Here is a 13,506-nt window from a genome sequence, read left to right as displayed (position 1 = left end):
AGGTGATTAAGTTTCATGGTTAGCGCGTCAATTCTTGGATTAAGAATAAATTGCTCTATTTAATCAATATATGCGTATTTTGATTAAATTCCAAGAACAGTATGAAGCTAGTAAGTATTATATTTTTGCATTTCTGATGCTATCAGAATACCACATCAACCGTTTTTTAGCATTGTGTCGCATGTAACTTGAAATGCAGATATTTTATTGCTTTTGATATTGAGCTAAAACATCAGTTTCCAGCGCTGAAAACTTTAGAGCCTACTTAAAAGGACGTCCTTCGCCTTGTTCTTCATAAGTCACACCATCTCGAATGTGGTACAAGCGTTTAAAGGTAGGGATGATTTTATCGTCATGTGTGACTACAATAATTGCAGTTTGAAATTTTTCTGCCATTTCGTGTAATAAGCGAATCACGGTCATCGCGCGTACACTATCCAATGGTGCAGTGGGTTCATCGGCTAAAATCACAGGCGGTTGATTAATCAAGCCACGTGCAATGGCGACACGCTGTTGTTCACCACCAGACAATTGTCCAGGCATAGCATGTACCCGATGCTGCACATCGAGCGCCGTTAAAATTTCCAATGCGCGGGCGCGGGCAATGTCATTGGCTACGCCTGCTAACATCGGCAGCAGCGCTACATTATCCAAAACATTTAAAAAAGGAATTAAGTACGGGGTTTGGAACATAAAACCAATTTTATCGCGGCGTAAGGCACTTAAGTCTTTGACTAACCAACGTTGATCAAAAATCACCTCATCGCCCAAAGTCATGCGTCCTTCGGTAGGATCAATCACGGCACCTAAACATTTGAGCAAGGTGCTTTTACCCGAACCTGAGGGGCCAATCAGCCCAACCACTTCACCGGGTGCAACCCGCATTTTGACATCTTTTAAGGCATAAAAGGCATTGTCACCTTGTCCAAAACGCTTTTTTAAACCTTCAATTAAAATGCCGTGTGTCATGTTATCCCCCAATTGCTTCGGCAGGGTCAATGCGCAGTGCCATCCGAATTGCAACCAAACTGGCTAACATGCAAATCAGCATCACCGCAATAAATCCAAAAATAGAATCTTGCGGAACCAATAAGACATATTTCGGGAAATATGGTGCGGCAAAGGTTGAACTGATTTTACCAACAGCAAACCCAATTAATCCAAGCGCGAGTGCTTGTTGCAAGATCATCCAAGCGATTGTGCGATTGCGTGTGCCAATTAATTTTAAGACCGCAATTTCACGAATTTTGTCCATAGTCAGGGTATAAATAATAAATGCCACAATCGCGGCGCTGACCAAGGCCAAAATCACCAAAAACATGGCAATTTGTTTGGCGGATGTGGCAATCATTTTGCTGATTAAAATGTGTTCCATCTGCGGGCGGGTATAGACTGTTAGTTGTTGCCAACGCTGAATATGTGCTGCTGTTTCTTCAGCTGAAGCACCTGCATTTAAACGGACTAAAATAGCATTCACATAACGGTTGCTACTTTGTGCATTGAGTACGCTTTCAAGCAAGTCAGGATAAGCAGGGCGGTTATAAATTGGGTTTACTGCAATTCGTCTACGGTCTTGTAAAATGGCAGCATTGTCCTTTTGGAATTGCGCCTGTTGTGCATCTTTCAGCGGAATAAAAATCATCGGGTCACCACCCGAAGACACCATGCGTCGGGTTAAACCCACCACGGTAAAGGTGTTACGACGGATTTTAATACGATCACCCAACTTTAATCCCGTACTCATGTCGGCTACGGCTTCATAGTGCCCGCGGGTCAATTGACGTCCTGCCAATAAATGTGGCGGCCACCCCAAGTTATTCCACGCATGTTCACCTGTTTGAATCCCGACCACCATCGAGCGAATATCTTTATCTTGATGATGCACTTGCATGGTTAAATAAGTAATATTTGAAGCATGCGCCACCCCGGGCATATTCATCACGCTGCGATATAAATCATCACGCACACTTGAAGGTTCTGCATAAGGGCCAAGTGTATCTTGCTGCACTACCCATAGGTCAGCACCACTGTTATTCAGCAGGGCTTTGGCATCATCTACCATGCCGCGATACACGCCAGCCATAATTAAGGTCACACCAATCAGCAAGCCGAGTCCAAAGCCAGTAAATACAAATTTACCCCATGAATGGAAAATATCACGACCTGCCAGACTAATCATTTAGCTGCTCCTGCAAGTTGCTTGACAACCCGTAAACGGTTTTTGGCATGTAGGGGTTTTTCACTATACAGCACCACTTGATCATTTTCGGATAAGCCTGCGAGCACTTGCACATCGCCCGCTAAATTTGAACGTCCTAATTGAACTTCAACAAATTGCGGCTTTTCGGCCACAACTTTCCACACGCCTACTTGGTTATTGATACGGTGAACTGCCGCATTGGGAATGGTTAAGCTGCGTGCCAATGGTGCGAGGCTGATGGTGACTTCTGCTAACTCACCCAAAGGCGGAAGAGGCGTTGGAGGTTGATTAAAAACCACTTTAGCTAAAATTTCTTCGGTAATGGCATCGGCACGAGGTTCTACCCATAACACATGACCTGCCAAAGCATTATTTTGCCGTGAACGTAAATGAATTTGAGCAGGTAAACCTGCAGCTAAACCAATCGCACTGGATTGATCGAAACGGGCATTCATCCAAATGGAGTTAGGATCGACAATTTCTAGTACTGTTTGACCTGCCACGACTGTTGAACCCGGTTCTGCATAACGTGCAGTGACGACACCTGCGGCTGTGGCCACTAAATTTAAATTATCGCGCTGTGCTTGTAAGGTGTTTAAGTCTGCGCGTGCTTTATTGAGTTCTTGTTGCATCGCGCTGAGTGCCGCCGTTGCCAAATCGAGCTCTTGTTGTTTAATGGCTAAAGATTCTTGGCTGGTGGCATTGATTTTGGCCAGTTGTTGATAACGCTTGACTTGTTGCTGCGCAAAATTTTGACGGATTTGAGTGTCTTGTTGCTGAGCGGTAATTTTTTGGATTATCGCACGTTGAGCCAATAAACGATCTTCCAAATCGACAGGATCCATTTCGCCTAACAGTTGTCCTGCTTGTACGTTATCGCCAATATCTACTTTTAAGTTTTTTAAGCGACCTGCTGCAGTTGGGCCAATTTTATAGTTATAACGCGCTTCAACGGTAGCTATGCCAAACAGGCTAGGTTGAATGGATTGATATTTGACTTGCGTGAGGGTGACGTTGACAGGGGCAAATGGGCCTGTGCGTAAGACCACGTAAATTAACAATAAAACCAGAGCTACAATGACCACAATCACGGAAATAGTTCGCTTTCCTAAGGGAAATACCTGCATGTGTACTCCGCATAATTTTTTATCAATTAAGGATAATATAATCTATTTTGTTGTTGTGCGGGGGAGTTATTCGGTTTGGGGAGTGAAAGCGAAAAATGTTTGGAGATGAATAAACCACCCAATAAAAAGGCTCAAACCACTAAAAGTGAATTTGAACCTAGATCGCTTGGTAATACCCTCATTTTTAATTGAATTAATGGGTAGAAAAGAGGGCGTTCAAAATTCTGTCGCTTGCGTTCTTGTTTGGTGATGATAGGGTTATCGCCCTTTGAAATATCGTTTAAAAGTTCTTGCGCTTTTTTACGTGCTAACTGTCCTGATATTTCAGGATAGCCACCAATACCTAACCATGACCATTTACCATCAGCTTTTTTGTATCGTAGTTGCCACGATTTATTACCATCAGGCTTTACACGGAAATATAAGCCATCGCCGTCTAGCTCCCGATATTCTTTTGATTCAGGCTCTAGGTTAGCTAGTACGGTATCTGATAAAGGTCTACGTTTTATTTCTGTTCTTTTCATGGCTTGTACACCAACGGATTCAATAAATCTTGCAATGTACATGGTGGTGTACACGGCATATGTACACTGTAGCTAGTTATATTTAGTTATGTTTAGGCAAGAAAAAAGGCTTAAACCCTTTAGATTCAAGCCTTTATCTTTTAAAACTTGGCATATTTTGCCATGGTGGCGTCAATTGAACAAACTTAATAAGCTATTGTTTATAAATAATAAAAATTTTATTGAAAAGTTAGGGATACAAACTGGGATACAAATTATGTGCTGCTAGGCTGTTTTCATGTCGGGTTTGGTGGGGAAAAGGGGAGTCCAACTCAGGATTCAAACTCGCTCGCACGCCCACGCCTTTTTTTAATTCTCTAGCACTTCAACAATTGTTTGCTGTGTTTTTCGCTCCCACCATTTAATTGAAGCGGAATAGAGTATTTAAAGCTGTTCACCTTACTGGTGACTGTACGATAGTTTCGTAGTTCATTAACCAACGCAACTTTTCGGCGGTCTACTATGGAAAATAGAGTTTCGCAACAACTACGCGCGCGTGTAGGTGGACGCAATTTTGCGCTTACCTTATAAAACAAGGATTTAGCCAACGCAATTTTGCGCTGTCATAATGTTAGTAAATGTTAGTTTTTCGGACTGCTTTAAAAATACAAAACCTTATAAAACCTAATATTCAAAGATGCCATGCTGTTGACATTTGTTGACATTTAAAACGCTGCGTTTGTTATCAATTGTTATGGTTTGAACCTGATAAACCTGAAATTAGAACCCTATTTTCTGATGAAAATATCAGTTTAAAAACGTATAAAAATCATGTCTAATTTTTACGTAAAAACTTACATAAATTATTGAATTATTAAATGAATTTAAATAATAGCATGGTAAAATTAAGAATAAATTTTTGGTGAAAAATAGCAGTCTATTAAGGCTAATTTACTAAAAATTTTGAATAGCTAAAAGAGGCTATTAATCACTAAAAAAGTAATTTTAAAAACAGGAGAATGCTTATGCCAATTGCAGCAGCAATAGGAACAAAACTCGCAGTAGGTATGGTAGGTGCTAGTGTGGTTGGTGGTGCTTTGTCATCCAGAGCACAAAGAAAATCAGCAAATGCAGCAGCAAACGCCCAGATCGAAGCATCTGAAATGGGTGTAGAAGAACAGCGTCGCCAGTTTGATGCAGTTCAAAAAATCTTAAAGCCTTATGCGGATGCAGGTCTTAGTGGTCTGAGTGGTCAGCAAAATTTACTTGGTATTAACGGTGCAGCAGCCCAGCAAGCCGCGATTAACAATATTAACAATAGCTCTGAAATGCAGACATATTTGCAACAAGGCGAAAATGCCATTTTGCAAAATGCGTCTGCTACTGGTGGTTTGCGTGGTGGCAATACTCAAGCCGCATTAGCTCAATTTAGACCACAATTGCTCAATCAGTTAATTAATCAACGTTACCAAAACTATGCTGGATTAACATCATTGGGGCAAAACGCAGCAGCAGGCACAGGTAACGCAGGCATGCAAACAGCTAGCAACATATCTAACCTGTATCAACAATCTGGTGCAGCTCAGGCAGGTGCAGCATTGGCGAAAGGTCAAGCCAGTGCTGATATGTGGAATGGTGTATCTGGTGCAATTGGTCAAGTTGCAGGCATGAAAATGATGGGTCTATTTTGATTAAAGAGAGATGCCAATAAACCCCACTGTTGCCGAATACATGTGGGGTTTCTTCTATACATCAGGAAAGCACTTAATAGTGCTTTTTTTAATTGTCCCAATTTTTTCCATTAGCACCACAGTTACGTTCGATAGAATTCATGGCTTCTTCAGATGTATATTGCTTAGAACGCCATCCATCAATATTTGCTTGTATAAGTGCTCGACAATTCTTAGGTAATCCATAATCGCCATAGGTAGGCTTACTATTAGGATTTCCGCAACCAATCAAGATTAATGGCAACGCTGAAATTAATATTATATTTTTCATAATCATACTCTTATTTAAATAATTAAGTTAATGATACAGAAATTTTGCTAAATTATCTTGACCATACCCACTCAACGCAATTTTGCGCTCACCCTAGAAAACAATAAATTATTGATAGAACAATCAACACTTGCACTTCTATAAAAAGGGTGCAAGCCTGCTGCTATCGCATCTGTAAGGGTGTAGCACTGTGCAAGTCCTGTTTAATCCCATGATGGTTTTAAACCATGTCTATTCATAAAGGCATGAAAGTTTGCAATGCAATATTGCTCTGACTTTCGCTCTAGTTCGTCATGCCTCTGCACCAATCTGTTATAGGTTGAATGGTGCATCCCTTTAGGCTTCAACTTATGCCACGACTTCATAAATGCGGTGTCATACTGCCAGTTAAGTTTATCCCTGATTTTATACATGCCGACTCGGGTGCTTTCTAGTTTGCAACTCTGCTGTGTGCTGTAGTTCAGTTTGTGGCAAGTTCTACAGAAAAACATTGAATTGCGTAGGTATAGCTTTGCAACTCGCTTAGAACACTTTGGGCAATTAAACCAATAGCGTTTGCCACCGTAGTTGCATGGTGTGGTGACAACATCCACTAAATAGCGGTGTTGCTGCTCGTTGCATGTGTAGCTTAATACTAAACCGCCGTTATCGTAGTGATATGTTATAGATGAAAATACTTCTTGAGATTTACCTTTTCGCCATGCCCATGAGTTACTTCCTCCACCATCAAATACCTTATATCGAGCCATGACACGGCTGTCCAAGCTCAAACAATCTTCAATTTGACCGTGTGTTTTTTCCATTGATAACCTCGCTTTAATTGATAGGTATTAAATCAGGCTCAATGCCTTATGTACTCTGTGTTTCAGTCATTTTACAGTGTTTTTCAATAAGAGATTTCACTAATGATTTAGGTTGGCAATCATGGTCTAGGTTTTGTCTAATTAGACTTTGCCGATCTAATGCGGTCTAAGATGCCCAGTTATCAAGTAATACTTGAATACTGAATTACAGCCAAAAAAATACCCATACTGGGGAGTATGGGCAAAACTAAAAACTACAGCGATTTTTCTACATCAATTATAAAACAGTTTACTGCTCACTTGCTTTGCAGTTGGTCGGAAAGTGAAGTGCATCATAGCAATTGCAGAACATCGGCTTTTATTTCTGTGACTTCCCGATCTGCACCGCTTTGGTCTTTCCACTTCCTTGTTCTCAAGCTGCCCTCAATATAAACCTTGCTGCCTTTCTTGAGGTATTGACTAGCAATCTCTGCCAATCGGTTGTTGGTGCTGATTCTGTGCCATTCTGTAGCCTCTTTGCGCTCTCCAGTGGTCTTGTCTTTCCAGTGGTCGGTAGTTGCAACGCTAAAATTGGTAACGCTACCGCCGTTAGGAAAATTCTTAGTTTCAGGGTCACGACCTAACACACCCATCACGATTGCTTTGTTCACGTTTGGCATTGTTCAATTCTCAACTGTGTATAAATTCGCATGGCATAGATAACCAAGCATTAAATGCTGCCCCTGTGTTGTCATTGGGCATATAGTCCTGTTCTAGTTGGTCGGGAGTTGTGAGCAATGTTTTTGCATGGTCAAAATATACAAGCTGCTCGCTTTGAATGAGCAATCTTTCGATGATATGCAACTCAGCATCATTGACCTTTAACACGCTCTTAACTGTTTCCCTCCATTCGCTTGCTGCTATACGTGCGGTCACAATAGGTACACCGTTATAGCGGTAATGGGTGCGCTTGCGGTCTAGCAGCCAATGGTAGCCATCTAGCGCACGTTTAACCAACATTGATAGGTCACGGCTTGTATGTTTCAGGTACTCAATCAAAATGGGTTTGTTGGCTCTCAATTCCTCCAGTAGTTCATCAGGTGGCATGATTGGGCTTTCCCATCTCAACTGATTAGGGGGAGCGATAAACAATCTGCACTGGTGCGACTTGGCAAGCTGTATCAAGTCCAATGCTTTTTGCATGTTCATATTCCACCCCCGAACATATCAAGCGTCTTTGTGTCTATCACTTCTTTAGGCGGTGATGCTTTAGCCTTTACCTGTTTTTTTGGTGTTGGTTGCTCCATCGGTTGAGTTTTTAACTGTGCCGATTCACTCACTAGGTCACGGCATGACTGTTTTTCTTGGGCAACATGGGCAACACAGGCAACACTGTTGATATTGCTAGAGTTTTCCTTGTTGCCTTTTTTATTTCCATTGGGCAACAAGGGCAACACATGAGTATCTTGTTGCACCTTTTGCAGATTTGTTGCCTTTGTTGCCTTTTGCATTTCCACTTGGGCAACATGCTCAAAGCCTTTAGAATCAAGGTTGTTGCCCTTGTTGCCTTTGTTGCCCTTAAAATTATCTATATCTGAGCTAAAGATAGATTCCTTAACTGCATAAACTCTCAAGGCTTTAGTTCGATTAGGTAATCGCACGGTTTTAGTTGGCTTGCCTGTGTCGTGTTCCAGTAGTCCATAATTGATTAAGGCTTTAGCTACCTTGCGACTGTCATAGCCTTTGCAAATTTCGTTTTTAAATTGCTCTGACATTACATAAAAGACTTTTTCGCCGTTCTCTATCTTCCAGTAGCCAACACGGTTGTAAATGCGCTCTGCATGGTCGGGGTCGGGTGTAATAGATTCAAAACGGCTAGACTCGTTTGCCTCAAAAAATGCCTTAACGTGTGCAAGCATTTCCCTGTCCTCAAAATCTCCGACTTGCTCAAAACTGCCTAACCATTGATTAAATACCTGTTGTACGGCGTTAAACGCTGTGCCTGATTGCCACCCTGTAATATTGGCTTGAGATGCTAATTCGCCTGCAACGGCTACAAGGGCAAAATAATTTGCCACTCGTACAATATGCCCTTGCGTATGATGGGCTGCTAAGGCTTCTCGATATTGGTCTAGCAACTGCTCTGCCTGTTTAATCATTTGGTCTTTGTGACTGGTGATATATTCAAGCCATGCAATGCCTGCCACGCCATAGGATTGATTTAAACGCTTAGCAAGTTCAATGGACTGTTTTGCTCCATCCTCTGCAAAGTCTATACAGTCAAAAATGCCATGCTCTGATTGGTCTATATCAATATCAGCAAGGCGTATCTCTTGCCCTAGCTTGGTCTTTTGTCCTTGCTCTTGCATGATGTCTTTAAGGCTTTTTTCTCCACTAGATAAGAATATAACTTTCCATTGGTGCATTGGCTTTGCTGTAATTTTTTTAGTCATGCGACCTTTGCCCATGCCATTTGCAAGCATATAAACAATGTTTCCTAACTCTTTCGGGTTATTGATTTCTCCAATCTCATCTAGCACTAAAAAGCCGTCATTGTGCATATAGGCGGTATGCTCTAGGTTATTGCCTGTTGCTCTCCATGTACGGTAGAAGTTTTTAGGATTTCCCCATACTGAACAAGCCAAGTTTAAGGCTGTGCTTTTTCCCTTAGATGAACCGCCTTTGATGTGAAAGCCACCCCCTTGTTGATTTAGTGGTGTGAGTAGCTGTCCAGTAAACGCCGTAGATAGAGAAAACACTAACAAGCTATGGCTTGCGACCAATTGAGCTACATTACTTTGCCATTGTGCCAACGTGCCTTTGCTCTGATAGCGGTTATCTAGGGTGTTGCTTGCCTGATAAACAATTAAATCATTATCGGCTGTTTGTCCGATCTGCACATGAGGCAATACAAACACATTTTCATGCCACCCCACACGATCTACACATAAGGCATAACGGTTTGCCCGATAGCTCATTAGGTAGCACTGGAAAAGGTTTCTTGCTCGTTGGTCGGGTGCAATGGTTACACCTTGATAGGCTAAGGCTTTGCGTAGGTCTGCGCCATCGGTTTGAAATAGCTCCATAGACAAGGCTTGAATATGCTTTACGCCGTTGTCATCTTTCCATTGAAGCAACACACCCCAGTTGTTGCTAGAGTCGTCCCTTGTTTTTGCTGTGACCAATACAGGACTTGAGATAAAACGCTTATGGCTTATGCCGTTTTTATCTTCTTCAACAAAATATAAGCCTGCCTCTGTAATGTGGAAATGACCGTTTTCCCACTTCATCGGCTTGGCTAAATGTCCTTTAGGCAATACCTCACCTTTAGGTAATTGCTCAATCGCATCATTTAAAAATGACTGCACATCCTCCACGCTTTCATATTGTGACAAGTCACATGCAAAGTCATCTTGATATTGATTCAACAATCTGACGGCGGTGTTTTCTTCCAGTGGTTGAAATGCCTCTAGGTGTTCAGGTCGGACTGGCATATAAAGCTGCTGATAGCCTGCCTGTGTTAATTGATTAATCACAAATTGCATCTGTCCAAAATCAAACGGCTTTAACACTGGTAGGGTTGAATTGCACAAAGTCGGGAGTAGCACCAAAGCAACGGCGTACCCTGTTTGAGCAATCTTGAAAAATGCTTCTAGGTTGTAGGTCACAATCACAGGCTTGGCATGGTCAAAATGACCATACCTTGCAAAGCCTTTAGCCAATCCATCGGGCATGACTGCCACAGGCTTGCTGTCTTGCATCACAGCACATTGAACAAGCTCAAGATGCCCATTGTAGATAGGCAAAACAATAGGACTGTCATAGCTAACGCCGTTAATGGTGACAATGCTGTCATCAATATGAATCTTTTGTTCAGGACTGCCAAAACGCTGTATAAGCTCATGCTCAATGTGTGCCTTATCTGTTGGCATAAGCTCTGTGCATTGCGCTAGAATATCCAACGGCTTGAGTAGCTCGGGGGTGTCATGGTGTAGTGTCATGTTCACCCCCTTTTATATTGCTGCACTCAAGCGCAAGTCTTTCCGTTTCTCTTGAGTGGTAATCTAAACGGCATTCAGCAACGTATTGATATAAGTCTACTGCCTGCTCTAAATAGTGAAGTGCTATAGCACTATTGCTGTTTAACTCTGCTCTGACCGCTTTTAAACGCTTTTTAATGTCAGTAACCATAAAGCTAGCCCATTGCATGTCTGCTTCAATCAAGGTCGCCATGTCTAGCACATCGGTAGCATCATATTTTTTAGAATTTGACATGATTAAACCTCCCCATCATTGAAAGCCATTGGCAAAATAGCCTCAATCATTTCTAGCTTGGTTTGCATCTCATAAATAAGATTGGCTACAACTTCATCTTTAATGACAAGTTTTGTGCCATCATCAAAGCAGTTAAAAATGACTGTTGAAAGGTCTTTTGTACTGGCTACTAAGCTCTGCACAGTATCTTGAGCGTTTAAGTGGTTGGCATCAGGGTGTGGAATGAAAAACGCCTGTGTGCAACTAAGTTCTGGTTTGTATGGTTTTTTAGTTTGATTAGGCATGGAGTGCCTCCTTACAGTTCTGAGTTTTGAGATTCACCACAACTTGAGAAATTATGGTGAGAGGATTCACTCTCGGTCTGTAAGAACCGCCCGACATATTCGGCAAAACCTTATTTTGTCGTGTCATCCCCTCATAGAGGGAGTACAGCCTTGTTTGCATAGCTGAAATGCTTGCGCTTGTTTCTTGCACAGCTTGAGAGGCTAGGCAAAACTTAGGCACAATAAAACCACAATGACGCTGTGGGGTGACGCTTACAGATTTTGAGAGGTCTACAGCATAAGCGGAACGGCTTAGACTTGCAATAACAGAGCAAAACAAAACAAAGCACACGCCTAAAAGTAGTCCTTTAAGCATTTCTAAAAATAGCTCTTTCATGCTGCTATCCCTTTCAAAATTGCATCATTCAATGTGGCAAGGCTGCCTAAATGTAGAATCAAAACATCCTTTGCATTTCCATCATTTAAAAGCTGCTTTCTTGCCTCGATAACGCCTGCAATGTCGCCATCTATGCCAGTGACCTGTAAGAATTTCATAGGCTCATCATTTACGATTAAATCTGCCTCAATGTCGGCTTGATCTGTTGGGGAGAATGAAGCAAGGACGTAGGTATATACATCTTTCATGCTGCCACCTGCTTAATAAGTTCATAACGTGCATGTCTGCCAATGCCTGACTTATTGCGTTCGTTATGGGTCACAATGTCATAGCCTGCATTTCGTAAACGCTGAATAATTGCGCTCAGTCGGTAGCAATTGAATAGGTCGATAGCCTCAGCTTGTGAAAGGGTTTTGCCTTGTTTAAGGTGTGCTAGGACTTGTTTTAATTGGGTGTTATTCATTGATTAAACCTCCATAGTTGCAAGGCTTAAACGCTGCTTGTTGTGCCACTCTACAAGCTCGGTATAGTCGAAATAGACTGGTGCTTGTTTGGTGTCGCCAGTCTTAATAGGTCGGGGAAAGGTGGCATCTGTACGCACGATATGGCGCAATGATTCACGGCTTACATCAAGAATTTGGCAAGCTGTTTTGAATTGAACACGGATTGGATTAATGGTCATTTATGCACCTACATAGCTAAATATTGTTAGGGCATAAAAGCAAAAATATTGATAGGTGGGGTAACTGGGGTAATGAAAGAAAATACCCTAGCTTGGGTAGGTAGGGTATATATAAATCAATTATTTAGATGGTATTTATTTTTTATAATTTTTATCTCTTAGATTGCCCCAGCTTACAAAAGGAGTTGTGATTTCCCGTATTTTTGAAGCTGATCCAGCTTTTTTACTTACCTCATAGCCTGTATTGCTCTCTAGCCATTTAATGGCTTTATTTGTATGACTATCACTCTTTGGATTAGTTATATAAATATGCTCCCATAACTTAATTGATAAAGCTAAATCAGGTGCATATCTTTCTGTAGCAGATTCATCAAAAATTAAACTCAATAAATCCATATCATTTTTTGGGTTTAATGATTCAAGCTCTTTTATTTTTTGGTCTTTCTCTGCAAGTTCTGCTTTCAGCTTTTCATTTTCTAGTTTTAACTGCTGCAACTCTATGTTGCTTGCATCTGTATTTTTCTCTAATTCAGCACCCTGTAGGTCATCATTAAAGCCAGCAATAATTATATTTTCACTGACTAAATACTCCCTAAACTCATCAGCATAAATTTTATAGTTAAACACATTTAACTTATCTGCCTCTATTGCCGATCTGATAAAGCTTTAAGCTCTTGAGTAGTCTGGGGCAATTTCATCAACATCATTATGAGGAAGCTTTTGTATTTCTAATGGGTCATAATCTGAAATTATGCACGCACATTCATCTATACTAAATAGGTGTTGTTTATATAAAAGAAATTTATACTTATCTTTTGGCTCTGCTTCTTGTATTGATTCAGCTTCAATAACCTGAAGTACTGGTTTTTCAATAAAGCCTAAATCCATAATAGGCTTAAAATTATAAATATCTTGCTTAGAAAAAAATAATTTATCAGATTCTGAGCGTACTCTCATCCTACCCTCTTGTTGTTCTTCATCGGAATCAAAAGGCATGATATTCATTAAACAATCAATAATTCCCCCTAAAGGATTTTTATTATAGTTAATGTCAATTTCATGCAAATTATAGAATCTATCTCTTTGATATATAGTTATATGTTCTTCTATATTGATATGACCTAAAAATAGCCCAATATCAAATAAATCATTATTAGTTTTCTGCTCTATTAAGGAAATAATATCCCATACCGAAAAGTAATTTTTCTTAATAGAATTAAATATAGTTTGAGCTAAGCCCATTCATGCCTCCCACAGCATCCCCAAAAAAGCTGCT

The 13,506-nt window shown here is 40.9% G+C and carries 16 protein-coding genes and 2 pseudogenes; 1 reads left to right on the top strand and 17 read right to left on the bottom strand.

The features are described from left to right. Positions 1 to 261 precede the first annotated feature (261 nt). From HYG89_RS07760 to HYG89_RS07745, 4 genes and pseudogenes are all read right to left on the bottom strand, one after another. Positions 262 to 969, bottom strand: coding sequence for an ABC transporter ATP-binding protein (locus tag HYG89_RS07760; RefSeq protein ID WP_178866963.1), 708 nt, complete (start codon positions 967 to 969; stop codon positions 262 to 264). A 1-nt stretch (position 970) separates the two neighbouring features. Then, the gene (locus tag HYG89_RS07755; RefSeq protein WP_136144179.1) at positions 971 to 2,179 is read right to left on the bottom strand and encodes an ABC transporter permease; all 1,209 of its coding nucleotides are present in this window, start codon (positions 2,177 to 2,179) and stop codon (positions 971 to 973) included. Further along, positions 2,176 to 3,327: an efflux RND transporter periplasmic adaptor subunit gene (locus HYG89_RS07750; protein WP_178866961.1), complete on the bottom strand. Its 1,152-nt coding sequence runs from the start codon at positions 3,325 to 3,327 to the stop codon at positions 2,176 to 2,178. The genes HYG89_RS07755 and HYG89_RS07750 overlap by 4 nt, the downstream gene beginning before the upstream one ends. Positions 3,328 to 3,539: 212 nt before the next feature. Further along, positions 3,540 to 3,851: pseudogene (locus HYG89_RS07745) on the bottom strand (Arm DNA-binding domain-containing protein); the annotation flags it as partial. A gap of 1,004 nt (positions 3,852 to 4,855) precedes the next feature. Here HYG89_RS07745 and HYG89_RS07740 point away from each other — a divergent pair. Then, a complete protein-coding gene (locus HYG89_RS07740; protein ID WP_178866959.1) occupies positions 4,856 to 5,521 on the top strand; it encodes a hypothetical protein in 666 nt (221 codons plus the stop codon). A gap of 88 nt (positions 5,522 to 5,609) precedes the next feature. On the opposite strand, the gene HYG89_RS07735 is transcribed toward HYG89_RS07740, so the two are convergent. The 13 genes and pseudogenes from HYG89_RS07735 to HYG89_RS07675 form a co-directional block, all read right to left on the bottom strand. Next, positions 5,610 to 5,831 carry a kynureninase gene (locus tag HYG89_RS07735; RefSeq protein ID WP_178866957.1) on the bottom strand — a complete coding sequence of 74 codons (222 nt, stop codon included), beginning with the start codon at positions 5,829 to 5,831 and terminating at the stop codon, positions 5,610 to 5,612. Positions 5,832 to 6,034: 203 nt separating this feature from the next. Continuing rightward, on the bottom strand, positions 6,035 to 6,634 hold the full coding sequence (locus tag HYG89_RS07730) for a hypothetical protein (protein WP_178866956.1): 600 nt from the start codon (positions 6,632 to 6,634) through the stop codon (positions 6,035 to 6,037). 332 nt (positions 6,635 to 6,966) lie between these two features. Beyond that, positions 6,967 to 7,293 (bottom strand): single-stranded DNA-binding protein, encoded by a 327-nt coding sequence (ssb, locus tag HYG89_RS07725; protein WP_178866954.1) that lies wholly within the window; start codon positions 7,291 to 7,293, stop codon positions 6,967 to 6,969. A gap of 10 nt (positions 7,294 to 7,303) precedes the next feature. After that, positions 7,304 to 7,816, bottom strand: a complete 513-nt coding sequence (locus tag HYG89_RS07720) for a hypothetical protein (RefSeq protein ID WP_178866952.1) — start codon at positions 7,814 to 7,816, stop codon at positions 7,304 to 7,306. 395 nt (positions 7,817 to 8,211) lie between these two features. Further along, a pseudogene (locus HYG89_RS07715) lies at positions 8,212 to 10,614 on the bottom strand (DUF927 domain-containing protein); the annotation flags it as partial. Then, positions 10,598 to 10,888 carry a hypothetical protein gene (locus HYG89_RS07710; RefSeq protein WP_178866950.1) on the bottom strand — a complete coding sequence of 97 codons (291 nt, stop codon included), beginning with the start codon at positions 10,886 to 10,888 and terminating at the stop codon, positions 10,598 to 10,600. The pseudogene HYG89_RS07715 and the gene HYG89_RS07710, both read right to left, overlap by 17 nt. A gap of 2 nt (positions 10,889 to 10,890) precedes the next feature. Further along, positions 10,891 to 11,172, bottom strand: a complete 282-nt coding sequence (locus HYG89_RS07705) for a hypothetical protein (RefSeq protein ID WP_178866948.1) — start codon at positions 11,170 to 11,172, stop codon at positions 10,891 to 10,893. Further along, positions 11,165 to 11,548 carry a hypothetical protein gene (locus HYG89_RS07700; RefSeq protein WP_256733961.1) on the bottom strand — a complete coding sequence of 128 codons (384 nt, stop codon included), beginning with the start codon at positions 11,546 to 11,548 and terminating at the stop codon, positions 11,165 to 11,167. The genes HYG89_RS07705 and HYG89_RS07700 overlap by 8 nt, the downstream gene beginning before the upstream one ends. Continuing rightward, positions 11,545 to 11,796, bottom strand: coding sequence for a hypothetical protein (locus tag HYG89_RS07695; RefSeq protein ID WP_178866946.1), 252 nt, complete (start codon positions 11,794 to 11,796; stop codon positions 11,545 to 11,547). Before HYG89_RS07695 ends, HYG89_RS07700 begins: the two co-directional genes overlap by 4 nt. Next, positions 11,793 to 12,011, bottom strand: coding sequence for a helix-turn-helix domain-containing protein (locus HYG89_RS07690; RefSeq protein ID WP_019837972.1), 219 nt, complete (start codon positions 12,009 to 12,011; stop codon positions 11,793 to 11,795). The genes HYG89_RS07695 and HYG89_RS07690 overlap by 4 nt, the downstream gene beginning before the upstream one ends. Positions 12,012 to 12,014: 3 nt before the next feature. Further along, on the bottom strand, positions 12,015 to 12,230 hold the full coding sequence (locus HYG89_RS07685; protein ID WP_178866944.1) for a transcriptional regulator: 216 nt from the start codon (positions 12,228 to 12,230) through the stop codon (positions 12,015 to 12,017). Positions 12,231 to 12,365: 135 nt separating this feature from the next. After that, a complete protein-coding gene (locus HYG89_RS07680) occupies positions 12,366 to 12,857 on the bottom strand; it encodes a hypothetical protein (RefSeq protein ID WP_178866942.1) in 492 nt (163 codons plus the stop codon). A 39-nt stretch (positions 12,858 to 12,896) separates the two neighbouring features. Further along, on the bottom strand, positions 12,897 to 13,472 hold the full coding sequence (locus HYG89_RS07675) for a hypothetical protein (RefSeq protein WP_178866940.1): 576 nt from the start codon (positions 13,470 to 13,472) through the stop codon (positions 12,897 to 12,899). Positions 13,473 to 13,506: the final 34 nt, after the last annotated feature.

Source organism: Acinetobacter sp. SwsAc5 (assembly GCF_013391485.1).
GTDB classification, from domain to species: domain Bacteria; phylum Pseudomonadota; class Gammaproteobacteria; order Pseudomonadales; family Moraxellaceae; genus Acinetobacter; species Acinetobacter towneri.
The sequence above is the reverse complement of the archived record's forward strand: the minus strand, read 5'-3'. Positions and strand labels throughout refer to the sequence as shown.

What these genes read in the sequence shown, in the direction of transcription:
- HYG89_RS07760 (WP_178866963.1), bottom strand. Translation starts at nt 969, where the DNA reads ATGACACACGGCATTTTAATTGAAGGTTTAAAAAAGCGTTTTGGACAA.
- HYG89_RS07755 (WP_136144179.1), bottom strand. Translation starts at nt 2,179, where the DNA reads ATGATTAGTCTGGCAGGTCGTGATATTTTCCATTCATGGGGTAAATTT.
- HYG89_RS07750 (WP_178866961.1), bottom strand. Translation starts at nt 3,327, where the DNA reads ATGCAGGTATTTCCCTTAGGAAAGCGAACTATTTCCGTGATTGTGGTC.
- HYG89_RS07740 (WP_178866959.1), top strand. Translation starts at nt 4,856, where the DNA reads ATGCCAATTGCAGCAGCAATAGGAACAAAACTCGCAGTAGGTATGGTA.
- HYG89_RS07735 (WP_178866957.1), bottom strand. Translation starts at nt 5,831, where the DNA reads ATGAAAAATATAATATTAATTTCAGCGTTGCCATTAATCTTGATTGGT.
- HYG89_RS07730 (WP_178866956.1), bottom strand. Translation starts at nt 6,634, where the DNA reads ATGGAAAAAACACACGGTCAAATTGAAGATTGTTTGAGCTTGGACAGC.
- ssb (WP_178866954.1), bottom strand. Translation starts at nt 7,293, where the DNA reads ATGCCAAACGTGAACAAAGCAATCGTGATGGGTGTGTTAGGTCGTGAC.
- HYG89_RS07720 (WP_178866952.1), bottom strand. Translation starts at nt 7,816, where the DNA reads ATGCAAAAAGCATTGGACTTGATACAGCTTGCCAAGTCGCACCAGTGC.
- HYG89_RS07710 (WP_178866950.1), bottom strand. Translation starts at nt 10,888, where the DNA reads ATGTCAAATTCTAAAAAATATGATGCTACCGATGTGCTAGACATGGCG.
- HYG89_RS07705 (WP_178866948.1), bottom strand. Translation starts at nt 11,172, where the DNA reads ATGCCTAATCAAACTAAAAAACCATACAAACCAGAACTTAGTTGCACA.
- HYG89_RS07700 (WP_256733961.1), bottom strand. Translation starts at nt 11,548, where the DNA reads ATGAAAGAGCTATTTTTAGAAATGCTTAAAGGACTACTTTTAGGCGTG.
- HYG89_RS07695 (WP_178866946.1), bottom strand. Translation starts at nt 11,796, where the DNA reads ATGAAAGATGTATATACCTACGTCCTTGCTTCATTCTCCCCAACAGAT.
- HYG89_RS07690 (WP_019837972.1), bottom strand. Translation starts at nt 12,011, where the DNA reads ATGAATAACACCCAATTAAAACAAGTCCTAGCACACCTTAAACAAGGC.
- HYG89_RS07685 (WP_178866944.1), bottom strand. Translation starts at nt 12,230, where the DNA reads ATGACCATTAATCCAATCCGTGTTCAATTCAAAACAGCTTGCCAAATT.
- HYG89_RS07675 (WP_178866940.1), bottom strand. Translation starts at nt 13,472, where the DNA reads ATGGGCTTAGCTCAAACTATATTTAATTCTATTAAGAAAAATTACTTT.